Annotated in this window: 16 protein-coding genes; 1 reads left to right on the top strand and 15 read right to left on the bottom strand. The window is 39.9% G+C overall.

All coding sequences use genetic code 11. The annotated features are described in order from the left end of the window. Position 1 precedes the first annotated feature (1 nt). The 11 genes from KJS36_RS01530 to KJS36_RS01580 form a co-directional block, all read right to left on the bottom strand. On the bottom strand, positions 2-610 hold the full coding sequence (locus KJS36_RS01530) for a cadmium resistance transporter (RefSeq protein WP_213533622.1): 609 nt from the start codon (positions 608-610) through the stop codon (positions 2-4). Then, positions 607-1,068, bottom strand: coding sequence for a Fe-S cluster assembly sulfur transfer protein SufU (sufU, locus tag KJS36_RS01535; protein WP_213533624.1), 462 nt, complete (start codon positions 1,066-1,068; stop codon positions 607-609). The genes KJS36_RS01530 and sufU overlap by 4 nt, the downstream gene beginning before the upstream one ends. Then, a complete protein-coding gene (locus KJS36_RS01540; RefSeq protein WP_213533626.1) occupies positions 1,068-1,445 on the bottom strand; it encodes an FMN-binding protein in 378 nt (125 codons plus the stop codon). The genes sufU and KJS36_RS01540 overlap by 1 nt, the downstream gene beginning before the upstream one ends. 12 nt (positions 1,446-1,457) lie before the next feature. Next, positions 1,458-2,186, bottom strand: coding sequence for an SDR family oxidoreductase (locus tag KJS36_RS01545; RefSeq protein WP_213533628.1), 729 nt, complete (start codon positions 2,184-2,186; stop codon positions 1,458-1,460). A gap of 53 nt (positions 2,187-2,239) precedes the next feature. Continuing rightward, positions 2,240-3,469 (bottom strand): cysteine desulfurase, encoded by a 1,230-nt coding sequence (locus KJS36_RS01550; RefSeq protein ID WP_280520326.1) that lies wholly within the window; start codon positions 3,467-3,469, stop codon positions 2,240-2,242. Continuing rightward, positions 3,470-4,729 carry a Fe-S cluster assembly protein SufD gene (sufD, locus tag KJS36_RS01555; protein ID WP_213533630.1) on the bottom strand — a complete coding sequence of 420 codons (1,260 nt, stop codon included), beginning with the start codon at positions 4,727-4,729 and terminating at the stop codon, positions 3,470-3,472. A gap of 4 nt (positions 4,730-4,733) precedes the next feature. Beyond that, on the bottom strand, positions 4,734-5,516 hold the full coding sequence (gene sufC, locus KJS36_RS01560; RefSeq protein WP_213533632.1) for a Fe-S cluster assembly ATPase SufC: 783 nt from the start codon (positions 5,514-5,516) through the stop codon (positions 4,734-4,736). 200 nt (positions 5,517-5,716) lie between these two features. Further along, positions 5,717-7,096, bottom strand: coding sequence for a glycosyltransferase family 4 protein (locus KJS36_RS01565; RefSeq protein ID WP_213533634.1), 1,380 nt, complete (start codon positions 7,094-7,096; stop codon positions 5,717-5,719). A gap of 2 nt (positions 7,097-7,098) precedes the next feature. Further along, positions 7,099-7,809, bottom strand: a complete 711-nt coding sequence (locus tag KJS36_RS01570) for an adaptor protein MecA (protein ID WP_213533636.1) — start codon at positions 7,807-7,809, stop codon at positions 7,099-7,101. Positions 7,810-7,903: 94 nt separating this feature from the next. Then, positions 7,904-8,638 carry an amino acid ABC transporter ATP-binding protein gene (locus KJS36_RS01575; RefSeq protein ID WP_213533638.1) on the bottom strand — a complete coding sequence of 245 codons (735 nt, stop codon included), beginning with the start codon at positions 8,636-8,638 and terminating at the stop codon, positions 7,904-7,906. Next, positions 8,635-9,321: an amino acid ABC transporter permease gene (locus KJS36_RS01580; RefSeq protein WP_213533640.1), complete on the bottom strand. Its 687-nt coding sequence runs from the start codon at positions 9,319-9,321 to the stop codon at positions 8,635-8,637. Before KJS36_RS01580 ends, KJS36_RS01575 begins: the two co-directional genes overlap by 4 nt. 260 nt (positions 9,322-9,581) lie before the next feature. Here KJS36_RS01580 and KJS36_RS01585 point away from each other — a divergent pair, with 260 nt between their 5' ends. Beyond that, complete coding sequence (locus KJS36_RS01585) at positions 9,582-10,502, top strand: diacylglycerol/lipid kinase family protein (RefSeq protein ID WP_213533642.1); 921 nt, start codon at positions 9,582-9,584, stop codon at positions 10,500-10,502. 123 nt (positions 10,503-10,625) lie between these two features. Here the strand turns inward: KJS36_RS01585 and rpoC are convergent, their stop codons facing one another. The 4 genes from rpoC to pepO form a co-directional block, all read right to left on the bottom strand. Continuing rightward, on the bottom strand, positions 10,626-14,267 hold the full coding sequence (gene rpoC, locus KJS36_RS01590) for a DNA-directed RNA polymerase subunit beta' (protein ID WP_213533644.1): 3,642 nt from the start codon (positions 14,265-14,267) through the stop codon (positions 10,626-10,628). A 127-nt stretch (positions 14,268-14,394) separates the two neighbouring features. Further along, positions 14,395-17,979, bottom strand: a complete 3,585-nt coding sequence (gene rpoB / locus KJS36_RS01595) for a DNA-directed RNA polymerase subunit beta (RefSeq protein ID WP_213533646.1) — start codon at positions 17,977-17,979, stop codon at positions 14,395-14,397. 336 nt (positions 17,980-18,315) lie between these two features. Then, positions 18,316-18,624: an MGMT family protein gene (locus KJS36_RS01600; RefSeq protein ID WP_213533648.1), complete on the bottom strand. Its 309-nt coding sequence runs from the start codon at positions 18,622-18,624 to the stop codon at positions 18,316-18,318. Continuing rightward, the gene (gene pepO, locus KJS36_RS01605) at positions 18,618-20,504 is read right to left on the bottom strand and encodes an endopeptidase PepO (protein WP_213533650.1); all 1,887 of its coding nucleotides are present in this window, start codon (positions 20,502-20,504) and stop codon (positions 18,618-18,620) included. The genes KJS36_RS01600 and pepO overlap by 7 nt, the downstream gene beginning before the upstream one ends. Positions 20,505-20,562 lie beyond the last annotated feature (58 nt).

The raw sequence follows: 20,562 nt of genomic DNA on the forward strand, positions 1-20,562 counted from the left end.
ATCAAATGAACGTTGTTAAATGCGACAATGTTCCTGATTCAATCAAAATCATAATTCCGATTCCGATATAAATCACGGGAACAAGCCAACGATTATATTTTTCAAGTTTATCAGAAAGATGAGGTAATCGCACAATATAGCGACTAATTTCTCCCAAAACAACTATATTGACGAGAAATGTTAGTGTTGCAATCACAGTATGTCCCAGCTTCATTGGTGCAAAGTAGCTTGTATAAAGAGCGATATTATCTGCACCACAACTAGAAAATGCGACAAAAAGTGCTGTCATAAAAATACTTTTATTTTTTCGTTTCTCAAGACGTTTCTCAAGTTCTGCTTCATCATCATCTTCGCCCACAAATAAAAGTTTTATACCTAGAGCAAGTGGGATAAATCCAAGAAAACCAAGCAACCACTCAGCTGGAATGAAGCGAAACACAAAAGCAAGAAGCAAACTGACAACTAATAAAAGCGCAGAACCCATTATTTGTCCAAATTGAACCGCTAGATTTTGTTTTTCATAACGTCCGTAAAGTACAACAAGCAATAAGAGCAAGTCCAGTGACATTGCCCAGTATAGGGCGCTAGATTGAATAATAATCGAAATCACGCGTCATGTCTTTCTTGAACTTCTGCATTTCCACCTGTCTGAATTGCTTTTTTAAGTGCATTCCATGCCAAAGTTGAACATTTCACGCGCTGTGGAAATTTGGAAACGCCCGCTAGAAATTGAGCATCGCCAAGTTCTTCTTGTTTTGGATTTTCTTCTCCTGTGACCATCTCGGAAAAAATCTCTGCAAGAGCGAGTGCTTCTTCTTTTGTTTTTCCTAAAACAATTTCAGTCATCATTGAGGCGGATGCCGTAGAAATCGTGCAACCATGTCCGCCAAAGGCGATATCAGATATAATATCGTCCTTAAAATCAATCGTTAAGCGAATCACATCACCACAAGTTGGATTGTTCATATCAATCACACAACCAGCTGTTAATTCGCCTGCGTGACGCGGACTTGCCGAATGGTCGAGAATGACTGCACGGTAAAGATTATCAAGTTTTGAAAGTGCCATTATAATAATTGCTCCAAATCTATTGGGGTTAGCACTAAAACTTTACGTAAGGTAGGATATTTTTCTTTCATCATATCAAATTCCTTTCCTGTGCTAATCAATGTTGCTTTTGAGGTGAGTTTAAAACCGATGCCATGATAACCATTATGTCCTTCAACTTCACGGACACCAATGAGCATCAGAACTTTATCATTCAAAGCGATGTCATTTTCCAGCATGTACATTCCTATAGCTGGTGCAAGTACCCGTTCGTCTTCCGTAACGTACAAGCGAGAAATCCATGTTCCTGTGACATGAGGATCTGTCATTTCTCCCCACGATGTCAAAGAAACTGCTCCTTCGTATTCTAAGGCTTCTAAAAATTTATGGGATAACATCTTTTCTCCTCCTTAGTTTTTTGACTTAAGAATAACCTCATTCCATTCACTGTCTTCTGGGAGATTGATTGCCTCTACAATCGTGTTTGCAACGCGTTCAACTGGCATTCCACTATTTACCATTGCTTTTTGTGTACTTGCTTTGTATTTTTCATCAGTAATTGACTGGGTGATTGGTGTGTCTGTCCAACCTGGTGAAATCACGGTGACACGCACTTTTGTATGTGCCTTGTCCATCTCCTCACGCAGACTATCTGAAAGTGCGCGAACAGCAAACTTAGTCGCTGAATAAACTGCACTTCCTGAATGAGCTACGTGTCCTGCAATAGATGATAAATTGATAATTTGTCCTGACTGTTGTGCAACAAGATGAGGTAAAACGGCGCCAATCCCATAAAGTGTTCCTTTGAGATTGATATCAATCATTGCATCCCATTCGGAAACGTGTTTATCTATTAGATTAGAAAAAGGGGATAAACCTGCGGAATTGACAAGAACGTCAATCTTACCAAATTGTGCTAACGTAAAATTAGCTAAAGCTTCTAAATCTTCCATTTTTGTGACATCTGTTACTTTATAAATGACATTATCGCCGAGTTCTTTTGATAATGCTTGGAGTTTTTCTTCTCTACGTGCTGCAAGAACGACTTTTGCTCCTTTTTCAGCTAGTATCCGTGCTGTTGCTTCTCCAATACCAGATGATGCACCTGTGATAATAACAACTTTATTTTTTACTACCAATTTTAGTCCCTTTTTTCTATTTTTATCTGCCAAACAGGATGGTTTTTTCTTGTTTATACATTGAAAAATTCTTTTGTTTTAAGAAGTGCATCAACAAGTTTGTCGCAATCGGCTTTTGTATTATAAATATAAAAACTTGCACGCGCTGTTGCTCCGACTTCTGTATTTAATTTATTGATGAGTGGTTGTGCGCAATGATGTCCTGCCCGCACAGCTACACCTTCCATATCAAGGGCTGTTGCTACATCATGTGGATGAAGTCCTGCAAGATTGAAAGAAATCACACCACCACGTTTACTATTATCTGTAGGACCATAGATAGTCAAGCCATCAATCGCACGAAGTTTAGGAACGACATAGTTAAGTAGTTCTTGTTCGTGTGCATGGATTTCTGAAATGCCAATCGTATTGATATAATCAATCGCAGCACCAAGAGCAATCGCACCTGCTATATTTGGTGTACCTGCTTCAAATTTCCAAGGAAGTTCAGTCCAAGTGCTATGGTCTTCGTAAACAAAGTCAATCATCTCACCACCAAACTCAATAGGTTCAAATGTGTTGAGAAGTTCTTCTTTACCGTAAAGCACACCAATTCCTGTTGGGCCAAGCATTTTATGTCCCGAAAAAGCGAAAAAGTCTGCATTCATATCTTCGACGTCAATCGCCATATGTGGTGTGGATTGTGCTCCATCAACGACCATGTAAGCGCCATGTTCATGGGCAATTTGTCCGATTTCTTTGACGGGATTGATTGTACCTAAGACATTTGAAACTTGTGTGATACTGACAAACTTTGTTTTGTCGGTAATTTTTGCTCGGAGGTCATTCATGTCAAGTTCGCCATTTTCTGTAAGATAAACGAATTTTAGTGTAGCTCCTGTTGCTTGTGCTGCTTGTTGCCAAGGAACGAGGTTGCTGTGGTGTTCCATAATGGAAATCACGATTTCATCATTTGGTTGTAAGATTTGACGGGCAAACTGTGCGACCCAGTTGAGACTTGTTGTTGTTCCTCGTGTAAAAAGGATTTCTTTTGTTGATTTAGCATTGATAAAGGCGCGAACTTTTTCACGAGCGGCTTCAAAATCTGCTGTGGCGCGTTCTGCAAGTGTGTGTACACCTCGATGAACGTTGGCATTGTCTGTTTCATAATAATGCTGCAGAGCTTCAAGTACTGCTTTGGGTTTTTGTGTCGTAGCTGCATTATCCAGATAAACGAGTGGTTCATCATTGACGATTTGCTCTAAAACTGGGAAATCTTGACGGATTTTTTCGGCATCAATCATTTACATTCCCAGCTTTCTTTCAATCGTTGTAATAAATTCATCACGAACAGATTTTACAGGGATTTCGGTGACAACTGCTCCGAGGAAACCGCGAATAACTAAGCGTTTTGCTGTGTCTTCGTCAAGTCCACGACTTTGCAAATAATACAAATCTTCTGGGTCAATCTGTCCGATAGATGCTGCGTGTCCTGCTGTGACGTCATTTTCATCAATCAGGAGAATTGGGTTGGCATCGCCACGTGCGCTATCTGAAAGCATGAGAACGCGTGAAGATTGTTGTGCATCTGCGCCGCTTGCCCCATGAATAATGTGTCCGATACCGTTTAAAGTTAGTGTTCCACTATCAAGAATGACACCATTTTGCAAAATGTGTCCGATGGAATTTTTGCCGTAGTTTGTGACACGTGTATTGACACCTTGTGTTTGCTTGCCAGTAGAAATACCGACGGCTTTGATGTTGGAATGACTAGCTTGTCCACGCAACTCGCTGTCAAAATCAGCAATGATATCACCGTCATTCATGACACCGATTGACCAATCCACCGTTGCATTATCGCCAATCAGGCTGCGACGGCTGATGAAGCCTGTCACATTGACACCAAGTTCATCAAGAGCTGAGAATTTAACTTGTGCGCCGCTATCTGCGATGACTTCAACAATATAATTTGCTTTGATTTTTTCTTTGCCTGCACCTGTTGTTTGGAGACGTTCGAGGTAATTGAGCTTGGCATTTTTCCCGACGATAATCAGGAGATGTTTGTTGAATGGAACGGAACTTTCTGAGTCTTGATAAAAAATAGATTCGACGGGTTCATTGATTTCAACATTGTCAGGAACATATAAAACAGCGCCAGAGTTGAATGTCGCAACATTTGCGGCTGTCAAACTGTTTTCATCAAATTTGACAAGTCTGTCAAAATTTTTTTCAATAATTTCTGGAATTTCTGTCAGTGCTGTGGCAAAATCTGTAAAAATGACACCTTTGTCAGCAAGTTCTGGTGAGATTTGCTCCAAAACTGTGTTTGAACCAACTTGTACGAGCAGGGGATAATTTGGCAATTCTGTAAATGTAGGAACATTTCCCTCGGCTGAACTTTCTGCCACTTTCACTTCGTCCAAATGCCAGCGCTCAAAATTGACCCGCTCAATATGTGGCAATGACAGTTCTGTCAAAACTTCAAAAGCTTTGGCACGGAGTTCTGTCAGCCAAGCAGGTTCTGCATGCCCTTGCGAAAATGCGATAATTTCTTCTTTTTTCATAAATTTACGCCTCTTCGTGATAATCTATGCCAAGTTCGTTGGCAATCTTCACATAACCTTCATTTTCCAGACGTTGAGCAAGCTCAGCGCCACCAGTCATGACAACACGCCCGTCCATCATAATATGGACGACATCTGGCGTGATATAGTCAAGAAGACGTTGATAGTGCGTGATAATTAGTGCGCCAAATTTATCTCCACGCATTGAATTCACACCTTTTGCGACAACTTTGAGGGCATCAATATCAAGTCCTGAGTCAATTTCGTCAAGAATGGCAAAAGTTGGTTCAAGCATGAGCAGTTGCAGGATTTCATTACGTTTCTTCTCGCCACCAGAAAAGCCTTCGTTGAGATAACGTTCTGCCATTTCTTCTTTCATGTTGAGAAGTTCCATGTTTTTGTCGAGTTTTTTCAAGAAATCCATGACTGAAATTTTATGGTCTTCATCGCGTTTTGCGTTGATGGCTGCGCGCATAAATTCTGCGTTTGTAATTCCTGGGATTTCGCTTGGATATTGCATTGCAAGGAAAAGTCCAAGACGCGCACGTTCGTCAACTCCCATTTCCACGACATTTTCGCCGTCAAATGTGATCGTCCCACTTGTCACATGATAATGTGGATTTCCCATGATAGCAGCTGATAAAGTTGATTTCCCATTTCCATTTGGTCCCATGATGGCATGAATTTCATTTGTATTGAGTGTCAAATTGACACCTTTGAGAATTTCTGTGTGAACACCATTTTCGTCCACGCCGACGTGCAAATCTTTGATTTCTAATGTTGACATTGCTGCTCCTTTTGATTACTGGTTATTTTTCAATCCATTTTCTGTAAAAACTTTTTTGACAGAACTGTCAAAAAAGTTTAGCTTATCAAAGCTTGAAAATGTCCAGTTAAATTTATAAAAAGTGTCAATTACTTTTGACATTTTTCTATTATCTCTATTTTAACAAAAAACAGACGAAATGGTCAATTTCAAGTCTGTTTTCATGATTTATTGTCTCGCTCGCGCCGACTTAATTTTACTTTTGGTTCTTCTTCAACATTTTTGACAGTTTTGTCAAATTTTAATGTGTCTTCTAATTCGTCAAAATCAGTGAAATTTTTTGTTTCATCAAAATTTTCTTGTTCATTTTCTTCTTGATTTCTTTTATTTACCACTTTTGAACGATAAGAAGAATTTCCAATAAAGCGCAGAGCATTCAGCATTGGCTGACGATTTTCTCCCAAAATTCCGACCAACTCAATGAAAATCTCCAAGCCAAATAAACAAGCAATTATCAGCAAAATACCACCAAGCCGTGAAGAAACTTGTAAAATCAGTGAAATAAAGGCAAAAATCCCCGCAATTCCGTAAATCACAAGCACCGCACCACGATGCGTAAATCCTAGCGCCATCAAACGATGATGTAAATGTCGCTTATCTGCCACTGAAATTTTCTGACGATTGAGCTTGCGCCTCACCATTGCCATAATCGTATCAGTCAAAGGAACACCAAGTATCAACAATGGCGTCAAAACTGCGACTGCTGTAGCATTTTTCAAGCCTTGAAGTGACGAAACTGAAATCATAAAGCCTAAAAATAATGCGCCAGTATCACCCAAATAAATAATCGCTGGATGATAATTGTAAGGGAAAAATCCCATAATCGCCGCAACAATCGTAAAAATCATAATCGGCAAAAAAACGTTTGGACTTGGTAAAAAGAAATAAGAAACAACGCCCATTGTCAACAGCGAAATTACCGAAACTCCACTCGCCAAGCCATCTAATCCATCAATCAGATTGATAGCATTCGTAATCGCCAAAATCCAAAAAACGGTAAAAATAAAGGAAAGCCAAGCAGGAAAAGTCAGCAAAGGTCCACCAAATGGCACTTTTAAATTATCAAATCGTGCATGAGTAAAAAACCAAACAAAACTTGCTGCAATCGTCAAGCCAAGCATTTTCATCTTCGGAGAAATTTCCTTGATATCATCAATCAGCCCAGTCAGAACAACAATTCCGCCAGCAATGACAAAAGGAAGGGCATAACTAAAATAGCTTTGCAATTTTGGAGCTTGTCCTGGATGCACTTGTAAATGCGGTGCTACTGGATTTTCCTGACCAAGATAAGGCAAGGCAGGATGAACGATTTTAGGCAAAATAAACAAACTTGCTATAGCAAAAGATAAGAAAATAGCAAATCCTCCTGCTGAAGGCATAGGTTTTGTGTTTATCCGTCGCTCATTTGGCTTATCTACTGCCCCAATAAGACGTGATACAAAAGTCATAATCGGCGTAAAAACCAAAGAAATGCCAAAAGTAATGATAATAACAATCAAAAACTTTAAGGCAAAAGGAATTTCTTTTATTGTATCAACCATAATTAAATTTTTCTAAGAACGTCTAAAGCTCTCGTTGCAATCAAACATTCTCCATGTTCTTGCAAAAACTCACGACTCAATTTTGTTTCTTCGCCGTATTCCATCATACGTGCGCGCGTACTTTCAACGTGCATTTTCCCACGTTTTTTCTGATTATCCAATACAACAATATAGAACTCTCCCTCATAACGATAAAATTCAGAAGCTTCATCGTCAAACTGGATATTTTTAACTGCCAGCAGTGCCAAAGAAATATCATCATAATGTATAGAATAATTTACATAATCAGGTTCTGGCTCTTTCTTTCTTGACTTTTTCCCTGGCAATCCAAGTCCCGGTTTGAAATCTTTCATTCCACGCTCAGCTGCCATATTTTCCCCAATTTCATTGAGTTTATCATAAAAACCTGTCATCAACTTTTCAAATTCCTCAGGATCTTCTGGAATACCATTTTCATCGAAATCCAAACCTTCAGCCGTTTCTTCACTCACAATCAAATGAATTCCTTTTGAAAATGGTTGTACCTGAAAAGTCAATAATCCCGTATTATTAAAACGTTCTTCAAGTCCCAACTCATCCACCAACTCATAAAAAAGTTGTTCAATCACTTCTTGATTGCTAAAAAAATCTGAAATTTTGACATCATGTTCTGTCAAATCTTCAAAAGTCAAACTGATTTTTATTGTATTGTCATTCACATCTTCTAATTTCATGATTTCTCTTTTCTATGCCATGTAAGTATTTTTTTCCTTACTCATATTATACCACAGTCCATAAGAAAAACAGCACGAATGCTGTTTTTTGCTTTTACAATACTTTCGCTAAAAAGTCCTGTGTACGCTTCTCTTTTGGAGAATCAAAGACTTCTGTTGGCGTACCTTCTTCTACAATGACACCATCTGCCATGAAGAGAACTTTATCTGCAACTTCTTTAGCAAAGCCCATTTCGTGTGTGACAACGACCATCGTCATGCCTTCTTTTGCCAACTCTTGCATAACTGCGAGAACTTCACCAACCATTTCAGGGTCAAGTGCTGATGTTGGTTCATCAAAGAGCATCACATCTGGTGTCATCGTCAAAGCACGCGCGATTGCAACACGTTGTTGCTGTCCACCTGAAAGGCTTTGAGGATAAGCATCCGCTTTTTCAGCCATTCCGACACGTTCAAGCAGTTCTTTTGCTTTAACTGTCGCTTCTTCTTTATTCATTTTTCCTGTTTTTACAGGTGCCAATGTCAGATTATCAAGAACAGTCATGTTCGGGAAAAGATTGAACTGTTGGAAAACCATGCCCATTTTTTCACGGTGTTTGAACACATCAACAGATTTATCTGCGATATTCGTTCCTTCAAAATAAACTTCACCTTTTGTTGGTTTTTCGAGTAAATTCATCGTGCGCAAGAAGGTTGATTTTCCTGAGCCTGATGGGCCAATCATGACGACAACTTCACCTTTTTTGACTTGAATATCCAAACCTTTTAGGACTTCATTTTTTCCAAAATATTTATGTAAATTTTTTGTTTCAATCAAATAATCGCTCATTTTGCATATCCCTTTCCAAGTTTCTTTTCATAAAATGCCAGAAGTCGGCTGAGAATGAAGCAGACAACGAAATAATAAACAGCAGCAAAGAGGAATGGTGACAAAGTCTGATAAGTCATTGTTGAAACCGTCTGTGCGCCATTGAAAAGTTCCATAATCCCAATCGTATAAAGGAGTGAACTATCTTTGACAATCGTGATAAATTCATTACCAACGGCAGGTAAGATATTGCGAATTGCTTGTGGTAAAATAACGTTCATCATTGTTTGTCCTGGGCGAATTCCTAGTGAATAAGAGGCTTCACGTTGTCCAGCTGGTACTGCTTCAATACCTGCACGTACGATTTCTGCCATATACGCACCAGAATTGAGTGAAATCACAATAATTCCGGGAATTAAACGTCCCAAATCTTCAGATAAAATTCCAATGTGCAAAATCGGCCAGTTACTCCCGCCAAGAAGGAGATAACCAATCGTGATTTGAATCAACATAGGTGTATCACGGAAAATTTCGATATAAGCATTCAACAACCAACGCAATGGCGCAATTTTTGACATTTTGCCCAGTGCAATCAAAATCCCTAGAACAGTTCCAAGTAATACAACAAACACAGATATAATCAGCGTGATAATCATTCCATCATTGAAGTAAGCCAAATATTTAGGTAAAAAATCCCAACTCATCTTTTTCTCTTTTCTTTGTTTTTAACTATTATAATCTATAAATTCTATTCATTCAACTCTAATTTCTTTCAAATTAGGAGATGTTCTGCAAATATATGTTCTTGCTTGCGCAAAAAAATATTTAAAATTAAACAGTCTTACTCAGTTTATAACAGAATAATTATAACCTATTTCGCATAAAAATTCAAGATGTGCTTCTTTATGACATCTTTTGATGTCTTGATTGCTCTTCTTTGTCATTTTTTTGATAAAATGGAGTCATGACTTATTTCATTCTTGCCAATCCAAACTCAGGAGCGCATAAAGGTGCACGTGTTCTTGAAAAACTGCTTCCTTATCTTGAAACAGAGCGCGTTGACTATCGCCTTTTTGCCACTGAAAAAATCGGGCAGGAAGCTGAACTCATTAAAAAAATATGTGAGCAAAAAGAGGAAATAGACCATTTAATCATCATTGGTGGTGATGGAACTTTGTCACTTTCTATTGATGCTTTGCCTGCGGAGATGCCATTTTCTTATATTCCTGCTGGTTCTGGGAATGATTTTGCAAGGAGCTTGTCGCTCAGCACAGACCCTATTCAGGCTTTTGTTGCTTTGCAAAAAGGAAACTCTCATGATATTTTCATTATCAAATATCAATCTCAACATCTCAACGGTTATGCGCTCAACAATATTGGAATTGGATTGGACGCGGCGATTGTCAAGGCAACCAATGAAGGAGGAATGAAAAAGTTCCTCAACAGGCTCAAACTTGGTAGTTTATCTTATCTTTTGACTGCTTTGCACGTTTTATTCACGAAAAAATCCTTCCGCGCTGATGTTAATTTTTTTGACAGTTCTGTCAAAAATAATGATTTATTTGACAGGGCATTTTTGATGACATTTACCAAACATCCTTACTTTGGTGGAGGTATCAGAATTGCACCTGATGCGTCAAATCTTGATGCTAACATTCATTTAGTTGAGTTTGACCGAATTCCATTGGCTAAGATTTTCCCGCTCATTCCAAAAGTACTGAACGCAACACATCTGGATAACCCCAATTTTATTCATCATATTTCAGAAAATTTTAGTATTACAACAAGCGATAATCAACCTATTCAAATTGACGGAGAAACTCACGAAATCCGCGCAACAGAAACTCTTAATCTCAGCACAGAAAAACGGACAATTATCTACTAATTTCACAAATAAACTTTTTGACAGTTCTGTCAAAAAAATTGAACACAAAATAATTTTTACAAAACTGTCAAAATTATTTTTATCAAAAAAATCCTGTCAAAACTGACAGGATTTTTTATATTGTTATTTTTTATCTGTAACAGCAACTGTCTCAGCAGCTGGTGTTGGTTTAGGAAGCTCTGGAGCATTTGTCAAGTCTGACAAAGGTTCAAGATTACGATAACGGAACATACCAGTACCAGCAGGAATAATCTTACCGATAATGACATTTTCCTTCAAACCAAGCAAGTGGTCTTCTTTACCGCGAATAGCAGCATCCGTAAGAACACGTGTTGTTTCTTGGAAAGAAGCCGCGGACAAGAATGAATTCGTTTCAAGTGATGCCTTGGTAATTCCCATAAGCACTGGACGTGCCGTTGCAGGATTTTTACCAGTAAGCAAAAGTTCCAAATTCAATTCTTCAAAGTCAGCAATATCCATCAATGTACCTGGCAAAACATCCGCATCGCCATTGTCCATCACACGCACTTTCCGAAGCATTTGACGTACCATAACCTCGATGTGCTTGTCACCGATTTCCACACCTTGACCACGGTAAGTTTTTTGAACTTCCGCAAGCAAGTAAGTTTCAACAGACAAAGCATCACGTACTTGAAGCAAGTGTTTAGGTTCAATAGAACCGCTAATCAACGGTGTTCCTCGGTGAATAAATTCGCCTTGTTCAACCAGCATTTGTCCAGACATAGGCACAACATAACTGCGTGTATCTGTTTTACCTTTGATTGTTACTTCTTTTGTACGAGTGGCAGCATCTTCAACAATAGAATCAACTGTACCAGTCACCTCTGTAATGACCGCTTCCCCTTTAGGATTACGGGCTTCAAAGATTTCCTGAACACGAGGAAGACCTTGTGTGATATCTGTACTTGTAGCCACACCACCCGTGTGGAAGTTACGCATTGTCAACTGAGTACCAGGTTCACCAATGGCTTGTGCGGCAATAATACCAACAGCTTCACCGACTTCAACTGTACCACCAGTTGCCATATCCATACCATAACAATGTTTACATACACCATGAGGAGTTTTACAAGTAAAGATAGAACGGATTGTTACTTCTTTAACATCAGCATTAACGATTTGACGTGCAATATCTTCTGAAATCAATTCATTGCTACCAATAATCACTTCACCAGTCTCAGGATTTACAACAGATTTCTTCGTGTAACGACCAACCAAACGTTCATACAATGGTTCAATCATTTCACGTCCATCAGCAATTTCACGCACAAGTAAACCACGGTCAGTCCCACAGTCTTCTTCACGGATAATCACATCTTGCGCCACATCAACCAAACGACGTGTCAAGTAACCAGACTCGGCAGTCTTAAGCGCCGTATCCGTCATACCTTTACGCGCACCGTGAGTTGAGAAGAACATTTCCAAAACAGTCAGACCTTCACGGAAGTTTGAAATAACGGGAAGTTCCATTGTTTTACCATTAGGAGCAGCCATCAATCCACGCATACCAGAAAGTTGTGAGAAGTTTGAGATATTACCACGGGCACCAGAGTCCATCATCATGACAATAGGATTTGAAATATCTTGTTCGTCAATCAAATGATGTTCCAACTGTTCCTTAGCATCACGCCAAACATCACAGACGTGATTGTAACGTTCATCATCAGTAATCAATCCACGACGGAATTGTTTTGTGATTTGTGCCACTTTATCATGTGCAGCAGCGATGATTTCAGGTTTCTTATCTACGACAGGAATATCAGCAATACCAACTGTCAAACCAGCAAGTGTTGATTGATGATAACCCAAATCTTTCAATTCATCAAGGAAAACAGATGTAGCAGTCGTGCGATAACGTTTGAAGACTTCAGCGATGATATTTCCAAGATATTTCTTCTTGAATGGCAATACTGTAGGCAATTCTTTCAAGAAATCTTGAATATCAAGTCCCTGTGCCATAAAGAACCGGTCATCTGTTTGTGTTGTCAAGTTGGCTTCCGTAGGTTCATTGATGAAAGGCATACCATTAGGAATGATTTCATTGAACTTCACTTTACCAACAGTCGTAATCAAAATCTTATCTTTTTGGAAATCTGTCCAAGGACGATCCAATGAACTTGCGATGATACCGATACGTGTGTGCAAATGTACAATACCATTTGTTCGTGCGATTTCAACTTCCTCAGGACTTGAGAAAATCATTCCTTCGCCTTCACGCCCTTCTTGTTCCATTGTGATGTAGTAGTTACCCAAGACCATATCTTGTGATGGAGTAACGACTGGTTTACCATCTTTAGGATTCAAGATGTGTTCAGCAGCAAGCATCAATAAACGTGCTTCAGCTTGTGCTTCTTCAGACAATGGCAAGTGAATAGCCATTTGGTCACCATCAAAGTCAGCATTATAGGCTTCACAAGCAAGTGGATGCAAACGCATTGCTTTCCCGTCAATCAAAACAGGTTCAAAAGCTTGGATTCCCAAACGGTGAAGCGTAGGTGCGCGATTAAGAAGTACTGGATGTTCTTTCACCACTTCTTCAAGAACGTCCCAAACATCAGAATCCTGACGTTCTACTTTACGTTTTGCAGCACGTACATTGGCAGCCAAATCTTTTTTGACAAGTTGTGCCATTACAAATGGTTTGAACAATTCGATTGCCATCTCACGTGGAATACCACATTGATACATCTTAAGCGTTGGACCAACAGCGATAACGGAACGTCCAGAATAGTCAACACGTTTTCCGAGTAAGTTTTGACGGAAACGTCCTTGTTTCCCTTTCAACATATGTGAAAGAGATTTCAATGGGCGGTTACCAGCACCAGTGATTGGACGACCACGACGACCATTATCAATCAACGTATCAACAGCTTCTTGAAGCATACGTTTTTCATTTTGTACAATGATATTTGGAGCATTGAGCTCCATCAAACGTTTCAAACGGTTGTTACGGTTGATAACACGGCGATACAAATCATTCAAGTCAGATGTTGCAAAACGTCCTCCATCAAGCTGTACCATTGGACGTAAATCTGGTGGAATAACTGGCAAAACATTTAATACCATCCATTCCAACTTATTGCCAGATTTTTGGAAAGCTGACAAAACGTCCAAACGACGAATGATTTTTACACGGCGTTGACCTGAAACATTTTTCAATTCTTCTTTAAGTTCAGCAAGCTCTTTAGGAATATCAACATTTTTAAGCAAATCTTGGATGGCTTCTGCTCCCATTTTTGCTACAAATGAACCAAAACCATTTTTCAAAAGTTGTTCACGATATTCACGTTCAGTCAAGAGTTGTTTCTTTTCAAGAGACGTTTCTTTAGGGTCAATGACGACATAACTTGCAAAGTAAATGATTTCTTCAAGAGAACGTGGGCTCATATCAAGCGCAAGTCCCATACGAGAAGGAATGCCTTTGAAATACCAGATATGTGATGTTGGTGCAGCAAGTTCGATATGTCCCATGCGTTCACGACGTGATTTTGCGGTTGTTACTTGAACTCCACAAAGTTCACACACTTGATTTTTGTAGAAAACACCTTTTAATTTACCACAGGCACATTCCCAGTCTTTTTGTGGACCAAAAATACGCTCATCAAAAAGTCCTTCACGCTCTGGTTTTTGTGTACGGTAGTTGATTGTTTCTGGTTTTTTGACTTCACCAAATGACCAGTAACGAATTTTTTGTGGAGATGCGATACCAATTCGCATACTCTCAAATTTATTTACATCGACCAATTTTTTCTCCACTTCTTATAGAGTATTATTTTTGATATATAATATTTTCAATGTCTGCACTACTTTGCAGATACAAATAATACTTTTACGAAATTCTAATTTTATTGAGTTGCGTGACGATTATTTTTTAATCTTTTTCCACTTCAATCAAAGTTTCTTCTTCAGTTTCAGCTTCGGCAACTACAGCTTCTTGTGCTTCAAGGATTTCTGGGGTAATTTCTGGTTCTTGTTGACGCACTTCAATATCATCGTCAAGTTCACGTAGGTCAAGAACATTGCTATCACCATCAAGAACTTTCATATCAAGTCCGAGAGATTGCAATTCTTTAACCAAAACTCGGAATGATTCAGGAAGACCTGGACGTGGAATGCGTTCGCCCTTAACGATAGCTTCATAAGCACGTGTACGTCCAATAACATCATCTGATTTGTAAGTCAAGATTTCTTGAAGGACATTTGAGGCGCCATAGGCTTCAAGTGCCCAAACTTCCATTTCTCCAAAACGTTGTCCACCGAACTGTGCTTTACCACCAAGAGGCTGTTGCGTAACAAGTGAGTAAGGACCAACTGAACGGGCATGAAGTTTATCATCAACCATGTGGTGAAGTTTAATCATGTACATGACACCGACTGAAATACGATTATCAAATGGTTCTCCAGTACGTCCGTCATAAAGAACTGTTTTCGCATCAGCTGCCATACCAGCTTCTTTAACTGTTGCCCAGATTTCATCATCGGAAGCTCCATCAAAGACTGGTGTTGCGATATGCAAGCCAAGTTGACGTGCTGCCATCCCTAAGTGAAGTTCTTTTACCTGTCCGATATTCATACGAGAAGGGACACCCAAAGGATTCAACATGATGTCGATTGGTGTGCCATCTGGCAAGTAAGGCATATCTTCAACGGGAACGATATTTGAAACGACACCTTTGTTTCCGTGACGTCCAGACATTTTATCTCCGACGCGGATTTTACGTTTTTGGGCAATGAAGACACGAACAAGTGTATTTACACCTGCTGGCAATTCATCGCCATTTTCGCGTGTAAAGATGTGGACTTGGTGGACAATTCCGCCACCGCCGTGAGGTGTTCTGAGGGATGTATCACGCACTTCACGTGCTTTTTCACCAAAGATGGCACGAAGCAAGCGTTCTTCTGGTGTTGGGTCTGTTTCTCCTTTTGGAGTGACTTTACCAACAAGAATGTCGCCGTCTTTCACTTCGGCACCGATACGGATAATTCCATTTTCGTCAAGGTTGCGGAGGGCTTCTTCGCCGACATTTGGAATTTCACGCGTGATTTCTTCAGGGCCAAGCTTTGTATCGCGCGTTTCTGATTCGTATTCTTCAATGGCAATAGATGTATAAACGTCATCTTTTACCATACGTTCAGACATGATAACGGCATCTTCAAAGTTGTAACCTTCCCATGTCATGTAGGCAATCAGCGGGTTGTTACCAAGCGCTAATTCGCCATCTTCCATAGATGGTCCGTTGACGATGATGTCGCCTTTTTCAATTTTATCGCCAAGTTTTGCTAAAGGACGTTGATTGTATGATGTTCCTGTATTTGAACGACGATATTTTGTGATTTCGTAAACATCTAATTCACCTGTTGAACGTCGGATACGGATTTCGTCACCATCTACGTACTCAACAACACCATTTTCTTTAGCAATGACTGCTGAACCTGAGTCATGTGCGATTGGATATTCCATACCTGTACCAACCCAAGGACTATGCGGGTCAATCAGTGGTACGGCTTGACGTTGCATATTAGCTCCCATGAGGGCACGGTTTGAGTCATCATTTTCCAAGAATGGAATACAAGCTGCGGCTGTTGCGACAACCTGTTTTGGTGAAACGTCCATGTAATCAGCTGTTGCAGCGTCAACTTCGATATTGTTACCTGTGTGACGTGCCATAACCGTTGTATTGGCAAATTTATTGTCATCTGTCAATGGAGAATTGGCTTGGGCAACTGTATAGTTATCTTCTTCGTCAGCTGTGAGGTATTCTACTTCGTCAGTTACTGTACCTGTGGCACGGTCAATTTTACGATAAGGACTCATAACAAAGCCATATTCATTGATTTTTGCGTAAGTTGACAAGTTGTTAATCAAACCGATGTTTGGTCCTTCTGGTGTTTCAATAGGACACATACGACCATAGTGAGTATAATGGACGTCACGTACTTCATATGATGCACGGTCACGTGAGATACCACCAGGGCCAAGGGCAGAAAGACGACGTTTGTGAGACAATTCAGAGAGCGGATTGTGCTGGTCCATGAATTGTGAAAGTTGTGAACTACCAAAGAATTCTTTGATAGCTGCTGTTACGGGACGAATGTTAATCAGTCCTTGCGGTGTGATATTTTCATTTTCAGAAGATGACATACGTTCACGAATAACACGTTCCATACGTGACAATCCAATACGTACTTGGTTTTGAAGTAATTCGCCGACTGAACGAATACGACGATTTCCCAAATGGTCGATATCATCAACTTTGCCGATACCTTCAAAAAGTCCGAGCCAGTAGTTGATATTGGCAATCACATCAGCAGGTTTCAAAACGCGGTCTTCTGGTGAAATTTGTCCATTTGACATCAAAGTAATCACACGTTCTGAATCTTTTGGTGAGTAAACTTTAACTGTTTGAACTTCGATTGGTTCTGGAATAACGGCATCATCTGAAGGTTGGAAAACTGTTGTGCCATAACCATTGTCAAGCAAAGGTTCGATGATGTTTAAAACATCACGTGTTACAACTGTGTCTGATGCAACCAAGATTTCGCCAGTTTCTGGGTCAACGATTGGTTCTGCGAGTGTCAAGCCGAGCAAGCGATTTTTAAGCGCCAACTTTTTGTTGAATTTATAACGTCCAACAGGCGCAAAATCGTAACGACGTGGGTCAAAGAAACGAGCAATCAAAAGGCCACGTGAACTGTCTGCTGTTTTTGGTTCGCCTGGGCGCAAACGGTCGTAGATATCTTTGAGTGCTTCTTCTGTCCGTGTATCTGATGGATTTTTATGAACATCTTTTGAAAGTGTTGTTGTCAGCAATTCGCTTTCGCCAAAGAGTTCAAGGATTTCTTCATCTGAACCAAATCCAAGGGCACGTACCATTGTTGTAAAGGTTAATTTACGTGTGCGGTCAATACGCACATATCCTACACCTTTAGCATCTGTGTCTAATTCAAACCATGCACCACGGTTTGGAATTGTTGTATGACCATAAGATTCGAGGCCATTTTTATCCGTTTTGAGGTGGAAATATGAACCTGGGCTACGCACCAACTGGCTAACGATTAAGCGTTCTGAACCGTTGTTGATGAATGTTCCCATTTCAGTCATGAGTGGGAAGTCGCCGAAAAAGACTTCTTGCGTTTTCAATTCGCCTGTTTCTTTATTTACAAGACGAAATGTTACATAAATCGGTGCTGAGTAGTTTGCATCGTGTGCACGGGCTTCTTCAACCGTGTACTTAGGTGTCTTCATCTCGTAGCCTACAAATTCAAGTTCCATTGTTCCCGCAAAGTTGTCGATTGGGAACATTTCCTTGAATACATTTGCAAGTCCTTCATCAAGGAAGCTTTGGTAGCTTGAAGTTTGTACTTCAATCAGATTTGGCAATCCGATTACTTCTTTGATACGTGAAAAACTGCGTCTTGTACGGTGTTTACCGTATTGTACGTCATGTCCTGCCAAGTGGATTCTCCTCTATTTGTTATCTATCTTGTCAGCATTTTATTGCTGATGATAGTGCTAAATTATAAAAGTCTGAAAATCTGATGTGTTTTTGATAAAAATATCTGAAAGTTCTCTAGTTTGTCTTTTTAATAACTTTTCAAATATTTTCTGTCAAAAAACGCCAAAAAAGCAACGAGAAACTGATGTTTTTCGCTGCTTACAAAAGCTATGAGGACAATATTTCTCACAACATTTGCTGACAAACTGTTATCTTTTATTATAACACTTTTGGGTTTGACTTTCAAGATGTGAGTTTGATTAAAAACATTTTTGACAGTTCTATCAAAAATAATTTTACTTGTCAAAAAGAACTTTGCCACTATCTGTGACTTCAACTCCTTCTGAGCGTAGGAGACGAATTTGCTCTGCTCTGCCATTTCCAACCATACCAACATGACCTGTCGAGCGAATGATGCGCCACCAGGGAAGTTCGTATTTTTCGGAAAGTCCGTGAAGCGCACGAGCCACTTGGCGGGCGCCATTTATCTGTCCTGCACGATTGGCAATGTCCCGATAAGAGCTGACTTGTCCGTAAGGCACAGCCTTGATTTCCGCGAGAATGCGCTTGGTTTCAGGCTTTAGTTCGTCGTAGGATTTTACCATATCTTGACGCGTTTTTCTGGGGCGCGGTACATTTTATCTGCGGCTTGGACATCAAATGTACTGAAAAATTCGTCCAGATTTGTTGGTGGAACGTTGGCGCGGAGTTTCCCTGGTGCGTGAACATCCATTGACAACAACATTTGTTGGAACTCGATACTGGCTTTCATGCGCCAGATTTTTGCCCACTGCGTGAAAAATTCTTCAAGATTTGCATCGGCTTCAAGTTTTGTCGCTGTGAGTGCGGCAGTAATCCCGCCTTGGTCGGCGATATTTTCTGAGACAATTAATTTTCCGTTGGCTTTGCCCGCTTCGGTCTCTAAGCCGTCAAACTCGCCAATCATTTCATTTTGTTTGATTTCGAAAGCGGCGTAATCTTTGTCTGTCCACCATTTGTTGAGGTTGCCGTATTTGTCGAATTGAGCGCCATTATTGTCAAAAGCATGGGAAATTTCGTGGGCAATCACGGCACCAATGCCACCGTAATTTTGCGAAGCTGTCTGTTTGAGTGAGTAAAATGGTGCCTGTAAAATAGCTGCTGGAAAGTTGATACTATTGGCATCAGGGCTATAATAAGCGTTGACCATGTGCGCTGGCATATGCCATTCACTTTTATCAACTTTTTCATTATATTTCTCATAATGACGGGCGGTCAAAATCTCGTCAAAACGGACAGCATCTTCATAAAGGCTGGCAGCACCAACTTTCAGACGTTTAAAAACTTCTGGAAGTTGGTCGGGATAGGCAATGTTGACTGTGATAGCGTCCAATTTTTCAATCGCTTTTTCACGTGTAGCGAGGCTGAGCCAAGTGTTCGTGCGCAGGCGGTCTTGATAAATTTTAATCATTGCACTCGTCATGCGTTTGACATCAGCTTTGGCTTCGTCACCAAAATATTTTTTACCATAGAAAAGTCCGATGACTTGGTCAAAATAGCCTTCTGTCACGTCCAGTTGGTGTTTTTCCTGACTGCGTGCTTCGGAAATATTTGACAAAAAACGGCCATAAGCACTGCCTAAAATTCTCAAATCTTCACTCAAAAAGCTGGTTGCTTTGCGGGCAATTTTGACAAGCATCCAAGATTTGATAAGTTCCCAGTTTTCTTGGGAAATCAAGTCATTGAACCGGTCATAAAAACGTGGTTCAAAAATGATAATTTTCTCTGGATTTTTTTTGACAAAACTGTCAAAAAATGGTTTCAGGTCAACCGTTGTAATTTTTGACAGAAATTCTTCGTAACTGACTGGATTGTAGAGTTCAGCGTATTTTGCCCATTCTTCGGATGTATTGGCTGAGTCAACGAGCAGACTATCAAATTTGACAGCATCAGCAGCAATTTTTTCTGCATTTTCCACTCCAAAAGTTGTCAAAATCTCTGCCGAATTTTTCTGCCAAAAGTCGAGTAATTCTGCTTTGCGCGGATGTTCGTCCGCATAATAAGTCGTATCTGGCAAAATCAAACCAGGGCCAGTCAAACCAAGCGCATAATTTTGAGCATCTTTCATATCAGGCTCAACACCGATTCCAAAAGGAACTGGCGCTTGCGAATGGAAAATCAGGTCTGTCAAACGCTCAGAAAGTTTTGACAGACTTGTCAAATTTTCTATCTTAGCCAATTCTTTTTTGACAGCTGTAAAATCTGCTTTGTCCCGTGTTTTCCAGTCACCAGCCTTATTGTAAAACTTGATGGCCTCGAGCAATTCAGCATTTTCAGTCGGCAGATTTTTTGACAGTTCTGTCAAATCTTCTGTCAATGATTTTTCAATCTCTAGGACAAGTTCATCAAAAGCTGAAATTCGCGGTTTGTCAGCTGGAATTTCTGTTGTTGCCAACCAATCTGCATTGACTGCTGCAAATAGGTCATCTTGGATACGTGTTGTCATTTTATATCTCCACTTTCTATCTTTTCAATTTATCAATAATTATAACATAAAAAAGCCC

Origin of the sequence: Lactococcus nasutitermitis (assembly GCF_018403765.1) — a bacterium.
GTDB classification, from domain to species: Bacteria; Bacillota; Bacilli; order Lactobacillales; family Streptococcaceae; genus Lactococcus; species Lactococcus nasutitermitis.

Bases quoted from the DNA above. Each gene is read 5' to 3' on its own strand.
- sufU (WP_213533624.1), bottom strand. From the start codon at position 1,068: ATGGCACTTTCAAAACTTGATAATCTTTACCGTGCAGTCATTCTCGAC.
- KJS36_RS01540 (WP_213533626.1), bottom strand. From the start codon at position 1,445: ATGTTATCCCATAAATTTTTAGAAGCCTTAGAATACGAAGGAGCAGTT.
- KJS36_RS01550 (WP_280520326.1), bottom strand. From the start codon at position 3,469: ATGATTGATGCCGAAAAAATCCGTCAAGATTTCCCAGTTTTAGAGCAA.
- sufD (WP_213533630.1), bottom strand. From the start codon at position 4,729: ATGAAAAAAGAAGAAATTATCGCATTTTCGCAAGGGCATGCAGAACCT.
- sufC (WP_213533632.1), bottom strand. From the start codon at position 5,516: ATGTCAACATTAGAAATCAAAGATTTGCACGTCGGCGTGGACGAAAAT.
- KJS36_RS01565 (WP_213533634.1), bottom strand. From the start codon at position 7,096: ATGGTTGATACAATAAAAGAAATTCCTTTTGCCTTAAAGTTTTTGATT.
- KJS36_RS01570 (WP_213533636.1), bottom strand. From the start codon at position 7,809: ATGAAATTAGAAGATGTGAATGACAATACAATAAAAATCAGTTTGACT.
- KJS36_RS01575 (WP_213533638.1), bottom strand. From the start codon at position 8,638: ATGAGCGATTATTTGATTGAAACAAAAAATTTACATAAATATTTTGGA.
- KJS36_RS01580 (WP_213533640.1), bottom strand. From the start codon at position 9,321: ATGAGTTGGGATTTTTTACCTAAATATTTGGCTTACTTCAATGATGGA.
- KJS36_RS01585 (WP_213533642.1), top strand. From the start codon at position 9,582: ATGACTTATTTCATTCTTGCCAATCCAAACTCAGGAGCGCATAAAGGT.
- KJS36_RS01600 (WP_213533648.1), bottom strand. From the start codon at position 18,624: ATGGTAAAATCCTACGACGAACTAAAGCCTGAAACCAAGCGCATTCTC.
- pepO (WP_213533650.1), bottom strand. From the start codon at position 20,504: ATGACAACACGTATCCAAGATGACCTATTTGCAGCAGTCAATGCAGAT.